This is a genomic window from Clostridium sp. CAG:221, assembly GCA_000435835.1.
GTDB lineage: Bacteria > Bacillota > Clostridia > Clostridiales > Clostridiaceae > Clostridium.
On sequence record FR883414.1, the window covers coordinates 39,598 to 62,161 of the forward strand.

The following is a 22,564-nucleotide window of genomic DNA, read 5'->3' on the forward strand; positions in this document are numbered from 1 at the left end:
TTTTTATTCATATAATAATTATAATCTATGGATAACTATTGTCAACAACTGTTAAATTTATGAAATATTCAGAGAATTTCAAAAATACTAAATTATTATACAATAGAAAGCATGTGTTTTTATATAGTTATATTATTCCATAAAATCTATTTTAAAATTTTTCTAGTTTATTATTAAAAAAGAAGATATAATGTGACTAAGTCACACAAAAAAAATGTTGAAAGTTGTAAAGTAATAAGTGAGGAATGAAAATGTTAACCTATGTTAAAGATGTTAATGAGCAAAAGAGAAAAATAGATTCTCTTTATGAAGTATACCCTCTATTAAAAATTTTAGATGAAAAAAGCGATGGTATATTAAGCCAAAATGCTGTTTTTAAGACTTTAAATACAGATCAATACCTATCTAACGATGGGGAAGGGTGTAAGGGATTTATCTTCATAGTTAAAGGACTTATAAAAATTCAAAGAATGAATGCTGGAGGAAAAGAAACAAATCTATATGATTTAAAGGAAGGCCAGCTTTGTAATGAATTGTCTAATTGTTTTAAGGAAGAAGATAACTTAAATATCTGCGCAAGAGCACTTGTTGATTCAGAAATTTGCGTAATTCCTTGTGGAATTGCCAAAAGGTATTTGAAGCAGGATATAAAATTTTTAAGATATATGTATAATGACCTATATAGAAAACATCAAATTATTATTAGAGATAAGGAATCTAATAGGCATGAAAGTCTCGAAAAGAGATTAGTTAAGCTTTTAATGAGTAAGAATTCTAAGAGTATTTATGCTACTCATAGTGAATTAGCCTTTGAGATTGATTCTACTAGAGAAGTTGTAAGTAGAAGCTTAAAGAAGATTGAAAAACAAGGATTCATTAAAATGCTTAGAGGAAAGATTCAGATATTAAAAGATTTAAATGAATTATTATAATAAATTTTTTTTATGGATATAATAGTAAATTTCAATCTGATAATCTTATATAAAACACTAGAAAAAATAAAAAATAGAAGTTATAATACTTCCTAGAAGATAATTATTATTACTTAACTAGTAGAAAAGGACGGTATTTATCATGGCAAAGAAAATGATGACTATTGATGGAAATACTGCTGCTGCTTATGTTGCTTATGCATATACAGATGTTGCAGCTATATTCCCTATAACTCCTTCAACTACAATGGCAGAAGTTGTAGATGAATGGGCAGCTCAAGGAAAGAAAAATATATTTGGACAAACTGTTAATGTTGTTGAAATGCAATCAGAAGCAGGTGCTGCTGGAGCATTCCACGGTTCATTACAAGCAGGTGCATTAACTACTACATTTACTGCATCACAAGGTTTATTATTAATGCTTCCAAATATGTATAAAGTAGCAGGAGAATTATTACCAGGTGTATTCCATGTAAGTGCTAGAGCATTAGCTTCTCAAGCATTATCAATATTTGGTGACCATCAAGACGTTATGTCAGCAAGAATGACAGGATGTGTAATGCTTGCTGCTGGTTCAGTTCAAGAAGTAGCTGACTTAGCTCCAGTATCACACCTTGCAGCAATTAAAGGAAGATTACCTTTCATTAATTTCTTTGATGGATTTAGAACATCACATGAAATTCAAAAAGTTGAAGTTTTAGATTATGAAGATTATGCAAGCTTAGTAGATATGGAAGCACTTCAAGAGTTTAGAAACAGAGCATTATCTCCAAATCACCCAGTGACAAGAGGAACAGCTCAAAACTCAGATATCTACTTCCAAACAAGAGAAGCTTCAAATAAGTTCTACAATAACATAATACCTGTAGTTGAAGAATACATGGGTAAAATGAGTGAACTTACAGGAAGAAATTACGGATTATTCAATTACTATGGAGCTGAAGATGCTAAGCATGTTATTGTTGCTATGGGATCAGTTACAGAAGCAATTGAGGAAACTATAGATGAATTAAATGCTAGAGGAGAAAAATATGGTTTAGTTAAAGTTCACTTATTTAGACCATTCTCAACTGAACACTTCTTAAAGGCTATACCAGCTACAGCAGAAAAAATTTGTGTAATGGATAGAACTAAAGAACCAGGTTCAATTGGAGAGCCTCTATACTTAGATGTACGTACTGCATTCTATGAAAAAGAAAATAGACCAGTAATCATTGGTGGACGTTACGGATTAGCTTCAAAAGATGTTACTCCAACACACATTAAGGCTATATTTGACAACCTTAAGAAAGAAGATGCTAAAAATAACTTTACTGTTGGTATAGAAGATGACGTTACAAACACTTCAATTCCAGTTGAAGAAGAATTAAGAGTTGTAACTCCAGGAACAGTAAGATGTAAGTTCTGGGGATTAGGATCAGACGGAACTGTTGGTGCTAACAAACAAGCAATCAAGATTATCGGTGAAAATACAGATAAATATGTACAAGCTTACTTTGCATATGACTCAAAGAAATCTGGTGGAGCTACAATGTCTCACTTAAGATTTGGAGATCAACCAATAAGATCAACTTACCTTATAGATGAAGCTGATTATATTGGATGCCACGTTCAAGCATACGTAAATCAATATGACGTATTAAAAGGTCTTAGAAAAGGTGGAAACTTCGTATTAAACTGTATCTGGACTGAAGAAGAATTAGAAAGTAAATTACCAGCAAAAATGAAGAGATTCATTGCTGAAAATGAAATAAACTTATATACAATTAATGCTACTAAAATAGCTACTGAAATTGGTTTAGGTAGAAGAATCAACATGATAATGCAATCAGCATTCTTCAAATTAGCTGAAATCATACCAGAAGATGAAGCTAAAGATTACTTAAAGGCTTCAATTAAAAAAGCTTACGGTAAAAAAGGTGACAAGGTTGTTAACATGAACTTTGAAGCTGTTGAAAGAGGTATGAACTCATTAGTTAAGATAAATGTTCCAGCTTCATGGAAAGATGCAGAAGATGCAGAAGTTGTTGAAACTAAGAAAGTTACTGATTTCGTTAAGAATATCATGAACCCAATGAACGCACTTGAAGGAGATAAGTTACCAGTAAGTGCATTCAATGGAATAGAAGATGGTACATTCCCAGCAGGAACTGCAGCATATGAAAAGAGAGGAATTGCTTCAGAAGTACCAGAATGGGAAACTGCAAAATGTATCCAATGTAACCAATGTGCTTTTGTTTGTCCACATGCATGTATTAGACCAGTTCTTGTAAGTGATGAAGAATTAGCTAATGCACCAGAAGGATTTGAAACTAAGAAAGCTACAGGAAAGGCTTTAGCAGGATTAAATTACAGAATCCAAGTAAGTACATTAGACTGTACAGGATGTGCTAACTGTGTTGACATATGTCCAGCACCAGGTAAAGCATTAAAAATGGAGCCACTTGCAACTCAAACAGAAAAAGAAATACCAAACTGGGATTTCGCAGTATCAGAAAAAGTTTCTTACAAGGGTGATTTAACTCCAGGTAAGACAGTTAAAGATAGTCAATTTAAAACTCCACTTATCGAGTTCTCAGGAGCTTGTGCAGGTTGTGGTGAAACAGCATACATTAAGCTAGCAACTCAATTATTCGGAGATAGAATGATGATTGCTAATGCAACTGGATGTTCATCAATTTGGGGTGGATCAGCACCTTCAACACCATACACAACTAACCACGAAGGTAAGGGACCAGCTTGGGCTAACTCATTATTTGAAGATAATGCTGAATTTGGATATGGTATGTTCTTAGCTGTAAACCAAATGAGAAGCAACATAGCTATGAATATGGAAGCTTTATTAGAAACTTCAATAGCTGAAGAATATAAAGAAACTTTCAGAAATTGGATAGCTAACAAAGAAAATGGAGAACTTTCAAAAGTTTACAGTGCAGAAGTTGAAGCTATATTAGATAACAACAATATAGAAGATGCTAAAGCATTAGAATTATTAGCAGAAATCAACAACAGAAGAGATTACTTAGTTAAGAGATCTCAATGGATCCTTGGAGGAGACGGATGGGCTTATGACATCGGATACGGTGGATTAGATCACGTACTAGCTTCAGGAGATAATATAAATGTTCTTGTATTTGATACAGAAATTTACTCAAATACAGGTGGACAAAGTTCTAAATCTACACCAATAGCAGCAATGGCTAAATTTGCAGCATCAGGTAAGAAATCAGCTAAGAAGAACTTAGGTAGAATGATGATGTCTTACGGAAATGTTTATGTAGCACAAGTAGCTATAGGAGCAGATAAGAACCAAGTAGTTAAGGCTATGTTAGAAGCAGAGGCTCATGATGGTCCATCAATCATCATTGCTTACTCAACTTGTATCAGCCATGGATTAAAGAAGGGAATGGGATTCTCTATAAGAAACATGGATGAAGCTGTTAAAGCAGGATACTGGCATCTATATAGATTCAATCCAGCATTAAAAGAACAAGGAAAGAATCCATTTGTATTAGATTCAAAAGAGCCACAAGGAAGCTTCAAAGACTTCATAATGGATCAAGTAAGATACTCAGCAATTGCAAAACAATACCCAGAACAAGCTGATGAGTTATTTGCAATGGCAGAAGCAGATGCTAAGAGAAAATATGAAGAATACAAAAAATTAGCAGAACAAGAATAATTTTTATAAAACTTAATATAAAATAAGTACAAATACTTCTATTAATAACACACAACAAAAAAAGTCAATTCCTAATAAGGAATTGACTTTTTTAATTATGAATTATGAATTATGAATTATGAATTGAGGAGGAAACTCTTAAGGGAGTTTCTATAAATTAACGCTACGCTAATTAAACGACAAGCTAATGAACACTTCGTTAATGAATGCTTTCGCTAATGAAGGTGGAAATTCCTTTTAGGGAATTTCTAAAAATATATATTGGAAAAGAATTTCGGAGAAATTCTCACCTTAAATTTTCATATGCTTGCATTTGAAAATTTAACTAGCTTATGAGCGTAGCAATATAAGCGTTTCATTAGCCATTTATGGCGATTTAATTAAGTGCATAAGTGCAACGATATGCACTGTTTAACTGAATTGTGACGACTTAATTAAGTGAATTAGCGTAGCGTTATTCACTGTTTCACCATATTTAATAGTGATTTAAAGGCTGTAAAAGTGATAGAATAAAAATATAAAAAAAATTTAAAAACTACACTTGACTCTTCCCTTAGGGGAGGTTTTATGCTTATTTCATAAGGAAAAGTAATTAATAAGAGAGGATTAAGCAATGTATAGAATAGGTATGTTTTCAAAGATTAACAAAGTAACTGTAAAAACACTTAGGTATTACGATGAAGTAGGATTATTGATTCCAGCTTATGTTGATGAGGAAAATGGTTATCGGTATTATACTTCTGAGCAACTTCCTATTATTCATAAGATAAAAGCTTTAAGACAGATGGGTTTTACAATTGATGAAATAACTTTAATAATAAAAGGTATTAAAGCCACAGAAATATTTGAAAACAGAAAAAAAGAATTAGAAAAAGCCATAGAGGAAAGTAACAAGCAAGCTTCTCAAATTAATTATTATCTTCATAATTTAAAGGAGGATTTCATTATGAAATATGAAGTGTTAGTAAAAGAATTACCAGAGGTTATTGTTTATTCTAAAAGAATGATACTAAAAAGCTATGACGATTATTTTAAAGTGATACCAGCTATAGGCAAAGAGATAGGTGATGCTAATCCAGGCATGAAGTGCAGCGTTCCTGAATACTGTTTTAATATTTATCATGATGGAGAATATAAAGAAAAAGATATAGACATTGAATTTTGTGAAGCTGTTCCTAAAAGAGGTAAAGATACAGAAACTATAAAATTTAAGAAAATTGATAAAGTTGATAGTGCAGCATGTGTAATGCATAAAGGACCTTATAGTACTTTAGGAGAAGCATATAGTGCAGTGTATAAATGGATTGAAGAAAATAATTATATACCTTGTGATAACCCAAGAGAAAGCTATATAGATGGAATATGGAATAAGGAAGATCCAGAAGAATGGCTTACTGAAATACAAGTTCCTATAGTATCTAAAAACAATCTATAAAAGAATTTATATGAGAAAGAAGCTGTAAAATTACAGCTTCTTTTTCATGCATCTATACTATACCAAAGCTTAGGTAAAGATTTTATATTTCTTTCAAGGTAAGTAATATATGAATTAAAATCAAAATCGCTCATTTTTATAGAATTAGTCTTTTTTATATGCTCTTTTATACCAGATGAAAAATCATTAGTTACATAGAAAGTAAACTGCTCATTTGTTTTTGAATCTATTAATAAAATAGGTATTTCTTTTTGAAAAAGCATCATTTCTAAATGCTCTTTATCAGCATTATTAGAGTAATTAAACCATTTGCCATAAATTAATTTATCATTATCAGCAAATTTAAATAGTAAAAGTAAAGCAGTTTTATTATTAGAAAAATAAGATATATTTTTAAGTGAGATAGTCATACTATTTTTAATAGAATGTATGGTATTACTATCTGTTTTTAGTAAAAAAGAAGAGAGAAGTTTATTGTCTTCAAATTTACAAATATAGTTCTTAAAGTTGTCCATATTATTTTCTTTAAAAGATATACAATCCATAATATCCCCCAATATGTAGATAAATTTTAAAGCTATTTAAATTATACTTTCAAATGAAAGATAATGTAATAAGTAGATTACTGGAAAGAAATAATAATAGGCAATAAAATTTATGAAATATAAAGAAAATAAAAATGCCAGTTATATGGTATAATAATGATAAAAATTTTAGAGGTTAAGATATGTATTTTTTATCAGCAATAGGAATAGCAATGGCAGGAGCTATTTGTTTTTATGAAAATAACAATATAAGTATAAATAGAATTACAATAAATAAGGAATTAAATGAAAAAATAAAAATAGTTCAATTATCCGATTTACATAGCAAGGAGTTTGGAAAAGAAAATAATAAATTATTAAGTAAGATATTAAAGGAAGAACCAGATTTAATATTGTTAACAGGAGATATAATAGATTGTAGTTCAAAAAAATATATGGAGATAATAAACTTTATATCAAAAATAAGTATGAAGATTCCTACATATTATATACCTGGAAATCATGAAACAAGAGCAGTAAAGTATGAAGAAATAATTATAAAATTAAGAGAGAATAACGTTAATGTCTTATTAGATGAAATAAGAACAATAACTATTAAGGGTAATAAGATTAATATTTTAGGTTTGGTGGAAGAACAAGGTTCAGCAGAAGCTTATATGAAAAGAGCAAAAGGAAATTTTCAGTACAAAGATTATTCTATAATTTTTCAGGAATTTGCCAAGCTACCAGGTATAAAGCTTGTTTTGTGCCATTATCCAGAAAATTTTAAAGCAATAGGTGATAAATCATATTATAAATATAAATTTGATTTAATGTTTTCAGGACATGCTCATGGAGGGCAGTTTAGACTACCTTTTGTAGGTGGACTTTATGCACCAGGGCAGGGAATTTTACCTAAATATACAGCAGGAGTTCATAGTGAAGCTAGTAAAAAACTTATTATTAACAGAGGACTTGGAAATAGCGGTTTTCCTTTAAGGTTATTTAATAGACCGGAAATAGTTACTGTAACAATAGAATAAAATTCACCTGAGGAGATTATTATGATAGTTACTTATTTTAATACATTTTACTTTTTTCAATTAGTTTTTTATAAATATCCTTCATATGTTCTTCATTAATTACTTCAAAAATTTTATCTATATCGATCCACTTAACATCGCTATTTTCATCTACTTTAACAACTAATTTTTCATTTTCATCTGCTTCTAAAAGATATGCTACTGATAAATGAAGATGACTTGCTACATATTTTCCTCTTTTTATATGAGCATTTACTGGTAATATATCTATAGAACATATATCATCTATTATAGGTTTTACATGTTTTATACCTGTTTCTTCTTGAGCCTCTTTTATAGCAACTTTAATTAAATCACTATTACCATCAGCATGACCACCAGTCCATCCCCATGAATTGTAAATATTATGATGTATCATTAAAGTTTTGTTTCTAGACTTATTTACTATAAATCCAGAACTTGTTATATGTGCTATTTCATTATCTCTAAATAAAACATTATCATTTTTATTTATAAAGTCTAGTATAATTTCTTTATCTTTTTTCTCTTGTTCATTAATAGGATTATATCTTTCTATTTGCTTTACCCATTCCATATTTTTACCTCTATACATTAAATTGTTTTGATTTTTATTATTAATAATTAAGAATATATTACTACAAAATTGAAAAAAACTCTAGGTAAAGTGATAATCATTAAGACACTGTTATATATTAGGTTGGTACGCACCATGAGGTGAAAGTATTGAAAATAAAACAATTATTTTTGCTACTGAATTCACTTATAATTTATCTAATAAAATAGCATTATATAAAGTGAAAAATATTATTGACAAGGAAAATTTAAAGAATATAATAAAATTAAATAGACCCCCTAGGGGAGGGGTAGTAAATAGAGGGAAAAGTAATGAATGATGAAAGAAAAAAAGCTCTGCAATCTTTAAAAACTGCAAGAGGGCAAATAGATGGAATTATTAAGATGATAGAAGATGAAAGATATTGTGTAGATATATCTAATCAAATTATGGCTGCACAATCACTTTTAAGAAAAGCAAATTTAACTATTCTAGAAAATCATTTACATAGCTGTGTTAAAGATGCCTGTATGAATGATAATGGAGATGAAAAAATAGAAGAAATAATAAGCATACTTCAAAAGGTTATGTCTAAGTAAAAGGAGGAAAGATGAAAAGTAGTTCATTTAAAATTGATGGAATGACTTGTTCAGCTTGTGCTAATAGAGTCGAAAGAGTAGTGAAAAAAATGAATGGAGTTGAAGAAGCAAGTGTAAATTTTGCTACGGAAACTTTATTGGTAAAGTTTGATGATGCCAAGATTGATGCTCCTAAAATTGAAGAAGCAATAGTAAAGGCTGGATATTCTGTGAGAAAAGATATGAGAGATTATACCTTTAAGGTTGAAGGAATGAGTTGTTCAGCTTGTGCCAATAGAGTTGAAAGAATAACTAAAAAGATAGATGGTGTTGAAAGTGCAAATGTTAATTTTGCAACAGAAAAACTGACGGTAAGAGTTGATGCAGAAAAAGTAAGATATTCTGATATTAAATTAGCTGTAGACAAGGCTGGATTTAAACTTATAAAAGAAGAGGATCAAATAAAAGAAGTGTCTAAAAAGAAAGATGAAAGTAAGATACTTTTAAATAGATTTATTTTTTCACTGATATTTACTGTTCCTTTACTTATTATAAGTATGGGTCATATGGTAGGTATGCCGTTACCTTCAATAATTGATCCTATGAAAAATCCATTAAATTTTGCACTTATACAATTAGTTCTTACTATACCAGTAATGGTGGCAGGATATAAGTTTTATAAGATTGGATATAAAAATTTATTTAAGCTAAGTCCTAATATGGATTCATTAATTGCTATAGGGACATCTGCAGCAGTAGCTTATGGCTTATTTGCAATATATAAGATATTAAATGGGGAAACTCACTATGCAATGCATTTATATTTTGAATCAGCAGTTGTCATATTAACACTTATAACTTTAGGTAAATATCTTGAAGCTGTTTCAAAGGGAAAAACTTCAGAAGCTATAAAGAAGCTTATGGGGTTAGCACCTAAAACTGCAACTATTATTAAAAATGGAAAAGAAGTAAGTATTCCCATAGAAGAAGTTATAGTAGGGGATATAATTTTAGTGAAGCCTGGTGAAAAGCTTCCAGTAGATGGTGAAATTATAGAAGGAAGCACTTCTATTGATGAATCAATGCTGACAGGAGAAAGTATTCCTGTGGAAAAGAATATAGGAAGCACTGTAATAGGAGCTAGTATAAATAAGGCTGGGTTTATAAAATATAAAGCTACTAAAGTTGGCAAAGATACAGCCTTAGCGCAAATTGTAAAGTTAGTGGAAGAAGCTCAAGGAACAAAAGCACCAATAGCTAAAATGGCAGATATCATTGCTGCATACTTTGTTCCAACAGTTATGGCTTTAGCTATAATAGCTGCAGTAGGATGGCTTATTGCTGGTGAAAGTACTGTATTTGCTTTAACTATATTTATTTCGGTACTAGTAATTGCATGTCCATGTGCATTAGGTTTAGCAACACCAACAGCAATTATGGTTGGAACAGGAAAAGGTGCTGAAAATGGTGTATTAATTAAAGGTGGAGAAGCTTTAGAAACCACATATAAGATAGATACTATAGTATTTGATAAAACAGGAACAATAACTGAAGGAAAGCCTAAAGTTACTGATATAATTTGTAATGGTATAAAGGAAGAGGAAGTATTAGTTTTAGCAGCCAGTGCAGAAAAGGGATCAGAGCATCCTCTAGGAGAAGCAATAGTAAGAGAGGCAGAAGATAGAAGCTTAGAGTTTAAAAGCCTTGAACATTTTAAAGCAGTTCCTGGACATGGAATAGAAGTTACTATTGAAGGAAAAGATATTTTATTAGGAAATAAAAAGTTAATGATAGAAAACAATATAAATATCGAATCATTACATGTTGAAAGTGATAGACTTGCAACAGAAGGAAAGACTCCAATGTATATTGCTATAAATAATAAATTAAGTGGAATAATAGCAGTAGCAGATACTGTAAAAGAAAATAGTAAAGCTGCCATTGAGGAACTTAAAAAAATGAATGTGAATGTAGCAATGATAACAGGAGATAATAAAAAAACAGCAGAAGCTATTGCTAAATCAGTGGGAATAGATATAGTTTTAGCTGAAGTACTGCCAGAAGATAAGGCAAATGAAGTGAAAAAGCTACAGGGACAAAATAGAAAAGTAGCTATGGTTGGTGACGGAATCAATGATGCACCTGCTCTTGTACAGGCAGATGTAGGAATAGCCATTGGTTCAGGAACTGATGTTGCCATTGAATCAGCAGATATAGTTCTTATGAAAAGTGATTTAAAAGATGTTGTTACTGCAATAAGATTAAGCAAGGCAACTATTAAGAATATTAAAGAAAATTTATTCTGGGCATTTGGATATAATGTTTTAGGAATACCAGTTGCCATGGGAGTACTTCATATCTTTGGAGGTCCATTGTTAAACCCAATGATTGCAGCAGCAGCCATGAGCTTTAGTTCAGTATCAGTACTTTTAAATGCATTAAGACTGAAAAAATTTAAATAATTATGAATTATGAATGATGAGTTATGAATTAAGGAATAAACTCCTTTAAGGGAGTTTAGAAAAATAGTATCTTTTAGAAACTCTGTGAGTTTCATCATAAATTCATCATTCGTAATTCATAATTCATAATTAAATTAGAAGGGATGATTTTATGAAAAAGAAAATATTAATTGAAGGAATGAGCTGTAATAAATGTGTAGGTCATGTTAAGGAAGCTTTAGAAGATTTAGATGGAGTTACTTCAGTTGAAGTTAGCTTAGAAGGAAAAAATGCAATAGTTGAAACTACAGCTAATGATGAAGCTTTAAAAGAAGTAATTGAAGATGAAGGATATGATGTAGTTAAAATAGAAGTTTTATAATAAAAAAGGTTCAGATGTAAAATTCTGAACCTTTTTTAATTATTATGTATTAATAATTATTATAAATATTATCGTAGCTAAAGTCTAAAATGATTTTTGGGTTTGCGGAAGAACTAATCCAATTTAAGATTTTCACCATTTTCGATTCTTCAACGGCAATGCAGCCCCAAGTTGGAACACCAACATCAACATGCAGGAAAATAGCTGAGCTTTTACCAGGAATAACAGGCCATCTGTTATAATCAACTACAATAGAGTAGTAGTAAGATCTACCCATGCTACTTAAGTGTTCAGCAGAAGACCATCTACCATTAGGCTCACCAAATTGCATTGTATTATAGTATGGTGAGTTTTCATCATCTACCCAGTATTCTGATCCATCAAGAACTCTATAAGGAAGTCCAGAACCAGGATTGGAGTTTATGCCAAAGGCTTCTGATAAACTATAAATTCCAGTAGGAGTACACATATCCATTTCGTAAACTAAGCTAGCAGATTTCATACCTCCAGAACCTAAACGAGCGAACATGCTGTCATATTCAAACCAGTTACCAGATGAATCTTTTTGCCATAATGTTAGTTCTGCACTAGAACCGCCAGTGCTTACAACTGTGATTAGCTGGCTTGAATTGGCAGCTGCACTTGTATAAGCTATTTTAGGTTGAGAAACAGTATTAGAAGAGTGTGATTCACTTGAAGAAGTAATTGATGATGTTTCTATGTTATTTTCAGTTTCTAATATTTTTTCAGCTTCTAATTTTGCGGCTTCCTCCAAAGCCTTTTCTTCAGCTTCTAATCTAGCAGCTTCTTCTTTTTCAATGGCTATTTGTTCTTCTTTTGCTTTTAAGGCTTCTTCTAATTGGATATAATCTTCATTTGGATATTTTTCCTTTAATTGATTAAAGCAATTTTTAGCTTCTTCTATATTTTCTTCCATACTTTCAAAGATTATTTTCTTTGTGTCATTAAAGCTAGCAAGCTCAATTTGAAGAAGAGCATCATAATTTTTTAATGATATAAACATCTTTGTAAATGATTTATTTTCCAATAATGGATTAGAAAGCAATAGCTGCATTTGAGTATTATATTCTGTAAGGCTATCAATAAGGTCAAGCTTTAAATAATCTTTTAATAAGCTTTCGTGGTTGTTTAAAGAAGTATTTTCTTCATCAGTTAAAGTGATAGAGTCATCATTTTGCAATTCTTTTATCTTGTTTAAAGCATCATCATAATTTTGTTCTTCAATAAGATTATTAATGATAGATAAATAATCTTTATTTGAAGAAAGCATACATTTTGCAGAGAGTATGGCAATGGTTAACGCTAGAAATATTGTAATTATTAGAGTTGCATTATTCTTTAGTATATTTTTTTATTTCATATTTAGTAAATCCTCCATAAATAAAAAATAAGGGATAGACTAAGCTATCCCTTATTACATATTAAACATTATAAATTACATTGATTTGTGGAATGTTCTGTTTATAACGTCTAATTGTTGTTCTCTTGTTAATTTAATGAAGTTAACAGCGTATCCTGAAACTCTGATAGTTAATTGTGGATACTCTTCTGGGTGATCCATAGCATCTAATAAAGTTTCTCTGTTAAATACATTTACGTTTAAGTGATGAGCATCTTGACCGAAGTATCCATCCATCATAGCACTTAAGTTAGTGATTCTATCTTCAGGAGTTTTTCCTAAAGCATCTGGTACTATTGAGAATGTATTTGAGATACCATCTTGTGAATGTTCATATGGTAATTTAGCAACTGAGTTTAATGAAGCTAAAGATCCACTGTTATCTCTTCCGTGCATTGGGTTAGCACCTGGAGCAAATGGTTCACCAGCTTTTCTACCACATGGAGTAGTACCAGTCTTCTTACCGTAAACAACGTTTGAAGTTATAGTTAATACTGATTGAGTGTGGTATGCATTTCTGTATGTCTTGTTTTGTCTGATTTTCTTCATCATGTTTTCAACTAAGTATACAGCAATTTCATCAGCTCTATCATCGTCGTTTCCGTATTTAGGGAAGTCTCCTTCAACTTCGAAATCAACAGCTATTCCTTCTTCGTTTCTTATTGGCTTAACTTTAGCGTATTTGATTGCTGATAATGAATCTGCACAAACAGATAAACCAGCTATACCACAAGCCATAGTTCTGAATACATCTCTATCATGTAAAGCCATTTGTAAGCTTTCATATGAGTATTTATCGTGCATGTAGTGAATTACATTTAAAGTATTAACATAAAGGTTAGCTAACCAGTCTGTCATTATTTCAAATCTGTTCATTACTTCGTCGTAAGTTATATATTCACCAGTTAATGGAGCTAATTGAGGTCCAACTTGAACACCTGATTTTTCGTCTCTACCACCGTTTATAGCGTATAGTAAAGTCTTAGCTAAGTTAACTCTTGCACCGAAGAATTGCATTTGCTTACCAACTCTCATTGCAGATACACAACAAGCGATAGCGTAGTCATCTCCCCAGTATGGAGCCATTAAATCATCATTTTCGTATTGAACTGAACTTGTGTCAATTGATACCTTTGAACAGAAATCTTTGAATCCTTGAGGTAATCTAGTTGACCATAAAACTGTTAAGTTTGGTTCTGGTGATGGTCCTAAAGTGTAAAGTGTGTTAAGTACTCTGAATGAGTTCTTAGTTACTAATGTTTTACCGTTTAATCCCATACCACCGATTGATTCAGTAACCCAAGTTGGATCTCCTGAGAATAAGTCGTTGTATTCTGGAGTTCTTAAGAACTTAACTAATCTTAACTTCATTACGAAGTGGTCCATTATTTCTTGAGCTTCTTCTTCAGTGATAACACCGTTTTGTAAATCTCTTTCGATGTAGATGTCTAAGAAAGTAGAAGTTCTACCTAATGACATAGCAGCACCGTTTTGTTGTTTTATAGCAGCTAAGAATCCGAAGTATAACCATTGTACAGCTTCTCTAGCGTTTGAAGCTGGTCCTGATATATCTAATCCGTAAGAAGCAGCCATAGCTTTTAATTCTTTTAATGCAACTATTTGATCAGAAATTTCTTCTCTTAATCTGATTACATCTTCATCGATAGTTTTAACTTCTAAAGATTTCTTTTGAACTAATTTATCTTCGATTAATCTGTCAACTCCGTATAGAGCAACTCTTCTGTAGTCACCTATGATTCTTCCTCTACCGTAAGCATCTGGAAGACCAGTGATTATACCAGATTTTCTAGCTAATCTCATTTCATCAGTATAAGCATCGAAAACACCTTGGTTATGAGTTTTTCTGTATTTTGAGAATATTTCAGATATTCTAGCAGATACTTCATATCCGTAAGATTTAGCAGCGCTTTCTGCCATTCTTATACCACCTTGAGGCATAACAGCTCTCTTTAAAGGTGCATCAGTTTGAACACCAACGATTTTTTCTAATGCTTGATCTATATATCCTGGAGCATATTCGTTGATTCCTGAAACTGTTTCAGTATCTACATCTAAAACTCCACCGTTTTCTCTTTCTTTTTTGAATAATTCACTAACTTCAGCCCATAACTTAGTTGTAGCTTCAGTAGCACCAGCTAAGAAACTATCATCTCCTTCGTATGGAGTGTAGTTAAGTTGAATAAAGTTTCTTACATCGATTTCCTTAGTCCAGTTACCTGGTTTAAAGTTATTCCATTCCTTCATCATGTTTGCTCCCCTCTTTTTGTAAACAAAAAATTTAACGATTGTTAAACAATCAATTTGGTAAAAAATACTATTAATTAATAATAGTTGTTAAATAAAATATATCATTTTTATTAGAAAAATGCAATAGAAATTTAAACGATTAAAAAAAAAGAAAAAAAGCCGAAAACCCTTGAAAATACTAGGGTAAACCATAATGGAAAATAAAGTAAGTTATTATTTTTTAGAAGTTTGAATTTACTGAAAATTCAATAAAATATAAAAACTTAAAAAATGTCTTAGAAATTTAAAAATACTATAATTCGATAAGAAAACAAAAAGATATCGTTAATATTTTAACAATATCTTTATATATTTTATTCTATTAAATTGTATAACAAAAAAGGATTAAAGTAAAATTAAATTTTTCATACTAATATCAAAAGATTTGTATGAATGTGTCAAAGCCCCTACGGAAATTAAGTCTACACCAGTTTCTGCAATAGAGCGAATGGTTTCCATATTTACGTTACCGGAAGCTTCAATAATAGCTTTATTACCAATAAGTTCTACAGCTTCTTTCATTTCATCTATAGACATATTATCTAGCATTATTATATCAGCATTACATTCCAGTGCTTCTTTAACCATATCTAAATTTTCTGTTTCAACTTCAATTTTTCTTACGAAAGAAGAATTCTTTTTTATTAAATTTATAGCATTTGTAATTGAACCAGCAGCATCTATATGATTATCTTTTATTAATATTCCATCAGATAAATTACAGCGATGATTTATTCCACCACCAATTTTTACTGAATATTTTTCTAAAATCCTAAGATTAGGAGTAGTTTTACGAGTGTCAGCTAATTTAGTCTTAGTTCCTACAAGTTTTTTGTTGAAATTATTTGTTAAAGTTGCTATACCGCACATTCTTTGTAATAAATTTAAAGCAACTCTTTCTCCTAAAAGGACATTTTTTGTTTTACCTTTGATAATAGCAATTATTTCACCTTTTTTTAAAGTATCTCCATCTTCTTTATTAAAAGAAACATCTACATCACCTAGTAGAGCAAAGACTCTTGCAAATACCTCGGCACCAGCTAAAATACCATCTTCTTTTGATATTAAGTTTACACTACAAAGACTATTTTCTGTTACCAGTGGAGTGGTTGTTATATCTTCAGAAGGAATATCTTCTTTAAGTGCATTTTTAATTATTTCATCAACAATTAACCAATTCATTTTTCTTTTCTCCAATCATATCTTTAAATAAATTAATAGCAGTATCAAATAATTCTGCTTCTGCTAATCTCATAGATGAAGCTTTAATGTTTGTTGCTTCGTATGGTGCTTGATTTTCTTTAAATTTGCTTAATATATCATTAACAGCTCGTTTAGAAAAAACCAATCCTTCTAGTAAAGAGTTGCTAGCAAGCCTATTGGCACCATGAACTCCAGTGCAGCTACATTCTCCAACAGCATAAAGTTTTTTCATGGAGGATTCACTGTTTAAGTTAACATCTATTCCTCCCATAAAGTAATGCTGTACTGGATGGATAGGGATATATTCTTTGGTAATATCTATACCATGAGATAAGCATTCTTTATATATATAAGGAAATCTATTTTTTATATATTCAGGTTTCATAGTGCTTAAATCAAGATAAACACACTCTTCACCAGAAGAATTAAGTTCATTATAAATAGCATTAGCAACCACATCACGAGGAAGTAGTTCATCAATAAAGCGTTCACCTTGTTTATTTTTTATTAAGGCACCTTCTCCACGAACGCTCTCAGATATAAGAAGCCTTCTGTCACTAGAGCCTTTAATATAAAGAGCAGTTGGATGGAATTGCACATAGTTTAAGTTTTTTAACTTAATATTATGTTTTTTACAAATACTAAGTCCATCTCCAGTTATATGTCTTCTATTAGTAGAATTTTTAAATAATCCACCAATTCCTCCTGTAGCCATAATTACAAATTGTGAGTGAATATTGTATTGAATATTATTATTCAGTGCAATTATTCCATGACAACTGTTATTATTTTCAATGATATCTGAACATAATGTATTTTCTAAAATAAAAGTATTTTTTCTTAGCTTGATCTTTTCACAAAGAGATTCCATTATATATCTGCCAGTTTCATCTTTAACATGAAGAATTCTATTGGTAGAGTGAGCAGCTTCTTTAGTATAACAAAGTTCTCCATGTTGCTTATCAAAATCAACTCCATACTCAATAAGCTTGTCTACATTTTCCTTTGATTCATTAACTAAAGCAGTGACAGCATCAATATCATTTTCATATTTACCTGCCTTTAAAGTATCTTCAATATATGGTTTAATATCATACTCGCCTTTAGAAACACATATTCCACCTTGAGCTAAGGCACTGTTACTATCTTCTAGAGCTTTTTTTGTGACAATAGTTATGCTATATTTTTCAGGAATATTTAGTGCAGAATATAATCCGGCAATTCCTGAACCAACTATTACAATATCAGTATCAATATTAATTATCTTATTCATATATATCACCTAGCCAATTCATGCATATTTAATAAACAATTTAAAGCCTTTAATCTAACCTCTTCTTCTATAGTTATTTCGTTGCAATTATTTTTTAATACGTTAGCAATGTCTTCTAGCCTGGTTTTTTTCATATTAGGACATAGGGTGCTTGTACCAGGGAAATAGAAGTTTTTATCAGGATTTCTTTTGCTTAATTCATAGTGAATCCCTTCTTCAGTACAAACAAGATAGTTTTTAGCAGGGCAATTAGTAGCATAGTTTATCATTTCACCTGTACTTCCTATATAGTCTGCTAAATCCCTAATTTCTTTTTCACATTCTGGATGAGCTAAAACAACAATATCATTTATTGCATTTTTAGATTTTAATATGTTTTCACTACTAATCTTTTTATGAGTAACACAAAATCCGTTCCATAATATAAAATCTTTTTCTGGCATTTGTTCTGCAATATATCCTCCTAAATTCTTGTCAGGAAGGAATATAATTTTCTTTTGAGGAAGCTTTTTAATTACTTTTAAAGCATTTGAGGAAGTTACTGTTACATCACAAAGAGCTTTCACATCACTAGTTGAGTTGATATAACATACTACAGCAGCATCTGGGTGTTTTTCTTTAAGTTCTGCTAAGCCCTCTACATCAGCCATATCAGCCATTGGGCATCCAGCATCAAAAGCAGGAAGAAGTACAGTTTTTTCAGGGGAAAGTATTTTTGCACTTTCAGCCATGAATTTAACACCACAAAATACTATAAGTTTATTAGGACTATCCTTTGCAATCTTACTTAAATAGTATGAGTCCCCTACATAATCAGCGATTTCTTGAACTTCTGGACGCTGATAATAATGCGCCAATATTAAAGCGTTTTTTTCTGTTTTTAATAGTTGTATTTCTTTTTTTAAGTCCATTTTAAATTACCTCTCTCATATAGTTGTCAGATGTATATACACATGTTAATAATATAACATTGCATGTAAAAATTGTAAACTTTAAAAAGAGAAAAGTAAAAAGAACTAATTAAATGATGATTGTTTAAACTGCTATTGCAATGAACAATCATATTAAATTAGTTCTTTTTCATTATAGATAATTATACTTTTAATAATATCCCAGCTATTGCTCCTAAGAATATATAAAATATAGGGTGTTTTTTAAAGTATTTCATTACTACAAAAATACTTATTAATAGTAGTGTAGCCTTATAGTTAATTATGTCTAAAAGCTTATTTGTTAAATTGAATTTTTCTATATTAAGAATAGCAATTTTAAATACTGCAAAACCAGCAGCAGCTATAAGCCCTGTAACAGCAGGTCTTAAACCATAAAATACTGATTCTACATAATGACTTTCTTTAAACTTGTTTAAAATATGAGCAATTATAATAATTATAATTATTGATGGTGTAATAAGCCCTATAGTGGCAATAATTCCGCCTAAAAGACCTCCGCCTTGATATCCTGCATATGTAGCCATATTTATTCCAAGTGGACCTGGTGTAGATTGAGATATGGCAACCATATCAGCAATGTTATCTGTAGTTATCCAAGAGTATCTTCCACAAAGATCGTATAAGAAAGGAAGTGTAGCAAGACCTCCACCTATGGCAAATAGTCCTATTTTAAAGAATTCATAAAATAAAGTTATATAAATCATTATTTTCTACCTCTTATAAATTTTAATATTAATCCAATACATGCTGCTGCAATTACTATATAAATTGGTGATAAATTAACAAATGCTACTAATATAAATGCTATAATAGCAATTATTAATGTTGTAGAATTTTTAATAGATGTTTTAGCTAGTTTTAATATGGCACTAACGATTAAAGCAATAACAACTACACGTATACCAGAAAAAGCATGCTGTACAATAGAATAGTTTGCGAAGTTTTTTAATAATGCAGCAATAATAGTTATTATTATTAATGAAGGAAAAACAACTCCTAAGGTTGCAACTATTGCACCAATTATTCCATGAACTTTATAGCCTATAAAAGTTGCTGTATTTACAGCAATTATACCTGGAGTACATTGGCCTACAGCATAATAATCTAGAACTTCTTCTTCAGTAGCCCATTTTTTTTCTTCAACAATTTCTTTTTGTATAATTGGAAGCATGGCATAACCACCACCAAAAGTTAAACCTCCAATTCGGCAGAAAGTGAAGAATAAATCAATTAATGTCTTCATAAATTTAGATCTCTCCTATGTTAATTTAATAATATTCAAGAAATAGTATATCACAATATGAAATAGCAAAATATATAATAAATATAACGATATTACATATTTTATTGTAAAATGCGTGTAGATTAAGTAGTAATAATATGAAAATAAGAAAAAAACTAATAATAGTACCGTATTTGAAGCTTTATTTAAGTACATTTATGCTTTTTGATATAAGAATCTAAGTTTAAATATAAGGGAAAAGTTGCAAAAAGGCAGCATTTTAATCATTACAAAGAATGATAATTTAGCGTATTATATTTGTATATAATAAAACTTGAATAGAGGTGAAGATAATGAAACTAGAAAATAAAATTTTAAAAATATCAATGGTAGGTGCGTTATTCTTTGCACTATTTGGTATAGCATGGGGATGAACTGCACAATCTGAAATGATTATATTCGATGGATTATATTCATTTATCAGTTTAGCATTAACAATGTTGTCTTTATATATAAATAATTTTATTGCAAAGAAGGAGTTAGATAAATATCCTTTTGGAAAATATATATTAGAGCCTTTAGTTATATCCTTTAAATCACTTATCATAGGGGGAATGTGTTTATATTCTCTGATAGGAGCTATACAGGATGTAGTGCATGGAGGAAATACTGTAGAATATGGATCAGCATTAATATATTCTATTGTTTCAGTAATAGGATGCGGTGGTGTATATATTTTCATGAAGAAAAAGGGTGATAAAATTTCTTCTGAATTAATTAAAGTTGAAGCAAGTCAATGGCTTATGGACACTTTATTAAGTATTGGTGTATTAGTTGGATTTGTAATAGCAATGATTCTTAGAAATACAAGGTTTAGTGGACTAAATGTGTATATAGATCCAATGATGGTAATAATGGTATCAGTTGTATTTATAAAGATGCCTGTACAATCTTTTATAAATGCATTTAAAGAAATATTATGTGTAAAAGCAGATGATGAAATAAATGATGATATATATTTAATTGTAAAAGAAATTGAAAAAGAATATAAATTTGAAGATTCAATATCAAGAGTATCAAAAATTGGTGGAGAGTTAAGAATTGAAATAGATTTTATATATAATGAAGAAAGTAAATTAAAAGATTTAGATCAAATGGATTGTGTTAGAGAAAAAGTTTATGATGCGATAAAACATATAGATTATAATAAATGGCTGAATGTTTCTTTCACTGGAGACAAAAAATGGGCCATCTAAAAAAGCGAAGGAGAAATCCTTCGTTTTTTTTATAGATTGTAAAGCAATCTATTAATTATGAATGATGAATGATGAATGATGAATTATGGAATAAACTCCTATAAGGAGTTTAGAAATTAAGTTAATCAGTGAACAACACTACGCTAATTCACTTAATTAAGTCGTCATAAATGGCTAAGTTAAGTCGTAAATATCGCTACGCTTATTTACTAATTAAATTTTTTATATACAAGTATATAAAAAATTAAGGATAGAATTTCTACGAAATTCTTTTAAATATATGTTTAAGAAACTCCTAAGGAGTTTCCTCCTCAATTCTTCATTTTTCATTTTTAATTCTTAACTAGCCAAAGGCCACTTAACTAATTAGTTTGCCATTTAATTACATTTGCAATATAGTAAAATATGGATATGTAATATTTAAAAAGGTGGGGTATTTTTGAGTGAAACATTAGTGGAAGAAAAAACTAAGGTAAAAGGATTAAGTGGGACAACTATAAAGTTTATAGCCATTGCTGCTATGCTTATAGATCATATTGCATGGGCTTTTGTTCCAACATATTCAGTATTTGGGCAGATAATGCATGTTATAGGAAGAATAACGGCATCAATAATGTGTTTCTTTGTTGCAGAAGGATATTATTATACAAAAAATGTTAAGAAATATGTTCTTAGATTAGCTATTTTTGCTTTAATATCACATGTACCATTCATATTTTTTGAAACAGAAAATATAAGCATTTTAGGGAATACAGGTGTAATATATACATTGTGCTTAAGTTTAATAGCATTAATAGCCTACCATAAGATAAAAAATAGATTATTAAAATATTTAAGCATTACAGCGTTAAGTATTATGGCTTTTTTAGGTGATTGGATGTGTATTGCTATATTTATGACATTAAATTTTTGGAAACATAGAGGAAATTTTAAAAAGCAGGCAATAGGTCATTGTTCAATAACTTTTATTTTTGTAGGTATTATGTGTTGGATATATTATAGTGCAGGATATCCTATTACTTATGGATTTTTTCAATTGGGAATGATTTTAGCTTTACCTATTTTATATTTATATAATGGCAAGAAGGGTAAATTTGCAGAGAAGCATAAAAAATTCAGTAAATGGGTATTTTATATTTTTTATCCATTACATTTAATTATTTTAGGTCTATTAAAGGCTATATTATAAAGTATAAGTTAAATAATAGAGAGTATATATAAATAAGATATACTCTCTATTATTTTATATTATTATGTTTAGATATTTTTTAAGTATAGCATATGGAATTATTTATAATTTTATAATAATATTAAAATAAACAACAATTGGGGGGAGAAT

The 22,564-nt window shown here is 29.9% G+C and carries 18 protein-coding genes; 9 read left to right on the plus strand and 9 right to left on the minus strand.

All coding sequences use genetic code 11. The annotated features are described in order from the left end of the window. Positions 1–251 precede the first annotated feature (251 nt). The 3 genes from Q5O44_RS10850 to Q5O44_RS10860 all read left to right on the plus strand — a co-directional run bounded on the left by Q5O44_RS10850 (position 252) and on the right by Q5O44_RS10860 (position 6,049). Complete coding sequence (locus Q5O44_RS10850) at positions 252–932, plus strand: Crp/Fnr family transcriptional regulator (RefSeq protein WP_022168448.1); 681 nt, start codon at positions 252–254, stop codon at positions 930–932. Between the two features lie 142 nt (positions 933–1,074). Beyond that, on the plus strand, positions 1,075–4,614 hold the full coding sequence (nifJ, locus tag Q5O44_RS10855) for a pyruvate:ferredoxin (flavodoxin) oxidoreductase (protein WP_022168449.1): 3,540 nt from the start codon (positions 1,075–1,077) through the stop codon (positions 4,612–4,614). 613 nt (positions 4,615–5,227) lie between these two features. Continuing rightward, the gene (locus Q5O44_RS10860; protein WP_022168450.1) at positions 5,228–6,049 is read left to right on the plus strand and encodes a MerR family transcriptional regulator; all 822 of its coding nucleotides are present in this window, start codon (positions 5,228–5,230) and stop codon (positions 6,047–6,049) included. A gap of 44 nt (positions 6,050–6,093) precedes the next feature. Here the strand turns inward: Q5O44_RS10860 and Q5O44_RS10865 are convergent, their stop codons facing one another. Beyond that, positions 6,094–6,594: a hypothetical protein gene (locus tag Q5O44_RS10865; protein ID WP_022168451.1), complete on the minus strand. Its 501-nt coding sequence runs from the start codon at positions 6,592–6,594 to the stop codon at positions 6,094–6,096. 182 nt (positions 6,595–6,776) lie between these two features. On the opposite strand from Q5O44_RS10865, the gene Q5O44_RS10870 reads away from it, so the two are divergent. After that, a complete protein-coding gene (locus Q5O44_RS10870) occupies positions 6,777–7,616 on the plus strand; it encodes a metallophosphoesterase (RefSeq protein ID WP_022168452.1) in 840 nt (279 codons plus the stop codon). Between the two features lie 37 nt (positions 7,617–7,653). Here Q5O44_RS10870 and Q5O44_RS10875 read toward each other — a convergent pair whose 3' ends face one another. After that, a complete protein-coding gene (locus tag Q5O44_RS10875) occupies positions 7,654–8,211 on the minus strand; it encodes an NUDIX hydrolase (protein ID WP_022168453.1) in 558 nt (185 codons plus the stop codon). Positions 8,212–8,522: 311 nt separating this feature from the next. Here Q5O44_RS10875 and Q5O44_RS10880 point away from each other — a divergent pair, with 311 nt between their 5' ends. From Q5O44_RS10880 to Q5O44_RS10890, 3 genes are all read left to right on the plus strand, one after another. Then, entirely contained in the window at positions 8,523–8,789 is a 267-nt protein-coding gene (locus Q5O44_RS10880; RefSeq protein ID WP_022168454.1) for a metal-sensing transcriptional repressor, read from the plus strand. 11 nt (positions 8,790–8,800) lie between these two features. Next, positions 8,801–11,230: a heavy metal translocating P-type ATPase gene (locus Q5O44_RS10885; protein WP_022168455.1), complete on the plus strand. Its 2,430-nt coding sequence runs from the start codon at positions 8,801–8,803 to the stop codon at positions 11,228–11,230. Positions 11,231–11,381: 151 nt separating this feature from the next. After that, positions 11,382–11,591, plus strand: a complete 210-nt coding sequence (locus tag Q5O44_RS10890) for a heavy-metal-associated domain-containing protein (RefSeq protein WP_022168456.1) — start codon at positions 11,382–11,384, stop codon at positions 11,589–11,591. Between the two features lie 49 nt (positions 11,592–11,640). On the opposite strand, the gene Q5O44_RS10895 is transcribed toward Q5O44_RS10890, so the two are convergent. From Q5O44_RS10895 to Q5O44_RS10925, 7 genes are all read right to left on the minus strand, one after another. Then, positions 11,641–12,882: a L,D-transpeptidase gene (locus Q5O44_RS10895; RefSeq protein ID WP_022168457.1), complete on the minus strand. Its 1,242-nt coding sequence runs from the start codon at positions 12,880–12,882 to the stop codon at positions 11,641–11,643. A 165-nt stretch (positions 12,883–13,047) separates the two neighbouring features. After that, positions 13,048–15,279 carry a formate C-acetyltransferase gene (gene pflB, locus Q5O44_RS10900; protein ID WP_302637859.1) on the minus strand — a complete coding sequence of 744 codons (2,232 nt, stop codon included), beginning with the start codon at positions 15,277–15,279 and terminating at the stop codon, positions 13,048–13,050. Positions 15,280–15,663: 384 nt separating this feature from the next. Beyond that, positions 15,664–16,500, minus strand: coding sequence for a carboxylating nicotinate-nucleotide diphosphorylase (gene nadC / locus Q5O44_RS10905; RefSeq protein WP_022168459.1), 837 nt, complete (start codon positions 16,498–16,500; stop codon positions 15,664–15,666). Beyond that, positions 16,481–17,782 (minus strand): L-aspartate oxidase, encoded by a 1,302-nt coding sequence (locus Q5O44_RS10910; protein ID WP_308002294.1) that lies wholly within the window; start codon positions 17,780–17,782, stop codon positions 16,481–16,483. The genes nadC and Q5O44_RS10910 overlap by 20 nt, the downstream gene beginning before the upstream one ends. Before the next feature lie 17 nt (positions 17,783–17,799). After that, positions 17,800–18,705 carry a quinolinate synthase NadA gene (gene nadA / locus Q5O44_RS10915; RefSeq protein WP_022168461.1) on the minus strand — a complete coding sequence of 302 codons (906 nt, stop codon included), beginning with the start codon at positions 18,703–18,705 and terminating at the stop codon, positions 17,800–17,802. Positions 18,706–18,887: 182 nt separating this feature from the next. After that, entirely contained in the window at positions 18,888–19,451 is a 564-nt protein-coding gene (locus tag Q5O44_RS10920) for a chromate transporter (RefSeq protein ID WP_022168462.1), read from the minus strand. Next, positions 19,451–19,990, minus strand: coding sequence for a chromate transporter (locus tag Q5O44_RS10925; protein ID WP_022168463.1), 540 nt, complete (start codon positions 19,988–19,990; stop codon positions 19,451–19,453). Before Q5O44_RS10925 ends, Q5O44_RS10920 begins: the two co-directional genes overlap by 1 nt. 428 nt (positions 19,991–20,418) lie before the next feature. Here Q5O44_RS10925 and Q5O44_RS10930 point away from each other — a divergent pair, with 428 nt between their 5' ends. Together Q5O44_RS10930 and Q5O44_RS10935 are read left to right on the plus strand one after the other, a co-directional pair. Next, entirely contained in the window at positions 20,419–21,225 is an 807-nt protein-coding gene (locus tag Q5O44_RS10930; protein WP_022168464.1) for a cation diffusion facilitator family transporter, read from the plus strand. A gap of 439 nt (positions 21,226–21,664) precedes the next feature. Next, complete coding sequence (locus Q5O44_RS10935; protein WP_022168465.1) at positions 21,665–22,414, plus strand: TraX family protein; 750 nt, start codon at positions 21,665–21,667, stop codon at positions 22,412–22,414. Positions 22,415–22,564: the final 150 nt, after the last annotated feature.

Bases quoted from the DNA above. Each gene is read 5' to 3' on its own strand.
- Q5O44_RS10850 (WP_022168448.1), top strand. From the start codon at position 252: ATGTTAACCTATGTTAAAGATGTTAATGAGCAAAAGAGAAAAATAGAT.
- nifJ (WP_022168449.1), top strand. From the start codon at position 1,075: ATGGCAAAGAAAATGATGACTATTGATGGAAATACTGCTGCTGCTTAT.
- Q5O44_RS10860 (WP_022168450.1), top strand. From the start codon at position 5,228: ATGTATAGAATAGGTATGTTTTCAAAGATTAACAAAGTAACTGTAAAA.
- Q5O44_RS10865 (WP_022168451.1), bottom strand. From the start codon at position 6,594: ATGGATTGTATATCTTTTAAAGAAAATAATATGGACAACTTTAAGAAC.
- Q5O44_RS10870 (WP_022168452.1), top strand. From the start codon at position 6,777: ATGTATTTTTTATCAGCAATAGGAATAGCAATGGCAGGAGCTATTTGT.
- Q5O44_RS10875 (WP_022168453.1), bottom strand. From the start codon at position 8,211: ATGGAATGGGTAAAGCAAATAGAAAGATATAATCCTATTAATGAACAA.
- Q5O44_RS10880 (WP_022168454.1), top strand. From the start codon at position 8,523: ATGAATGATGAAAGAAAAAAAGCTCTGCAATCTTTAAAAACTGCAAGA.
- Q5O44_RS10885 (WP_022168455.1), top strand. From the start codon at position 8,801: ATGAAAAGTAGTTCATTTAAAATTGATGGAATGACTTGTTCAGCTTGT.
- Q5O44_RS10890 (WP_022168456.1), top strand. From the start codon at position 11,382: ATGAAAAAGAAAATATTAATTGAAGGAATGAGCTGTAATAAATGTGTA.
- Q5O44_RS10895 (WP_022168457.1), bottom strand. From the start codon at position 12,882: ATGCTTTCTTCAAATAAAGATTATTTATCTATCATTAATAATCTTATT.
- pflB (WP_302637859.1), bottom strand. From the start codon at position 15,279: ATGATGAAGGAATGGAATAACTTTAAACCAGGTAACTGGACTAAGGAA.
- nadC (WP_022168459.1), bottom strand. From the start codon at position 16,500: ATGAATTGGTTAATTGTTGATGAAATAATTAAAAATGCACTTAAAGAA.
- nadA (WP_022168461.1), bottom strand. From the start codon at position 18,705: ATGGACTTAAAAAAAGAAATACAACTATTAAAAACAGAAAAAAACGCT.
- Q5O44_RS10920 (WP_022168462.1), bottom strand. From the start codon at position 19,451: ATGATTTATATAACTTTATTTTATGAATTCTTTAAAATAGGACTATTT.
- Q5O44_RS10925 (WP_022168463.1), bottom strand. From the start codon at position 19,990: ATGAAGACATTAATTGATTTATTCTTCACTTTCTGCCGAATTGGAGGT.
- Q5O44_RS10930 (WP_022168464.1), top strand. From the start codon at position 20,419: ATGATTATATTCGATGGATTATATTCATTTATCAGTTTAGCATTAACA.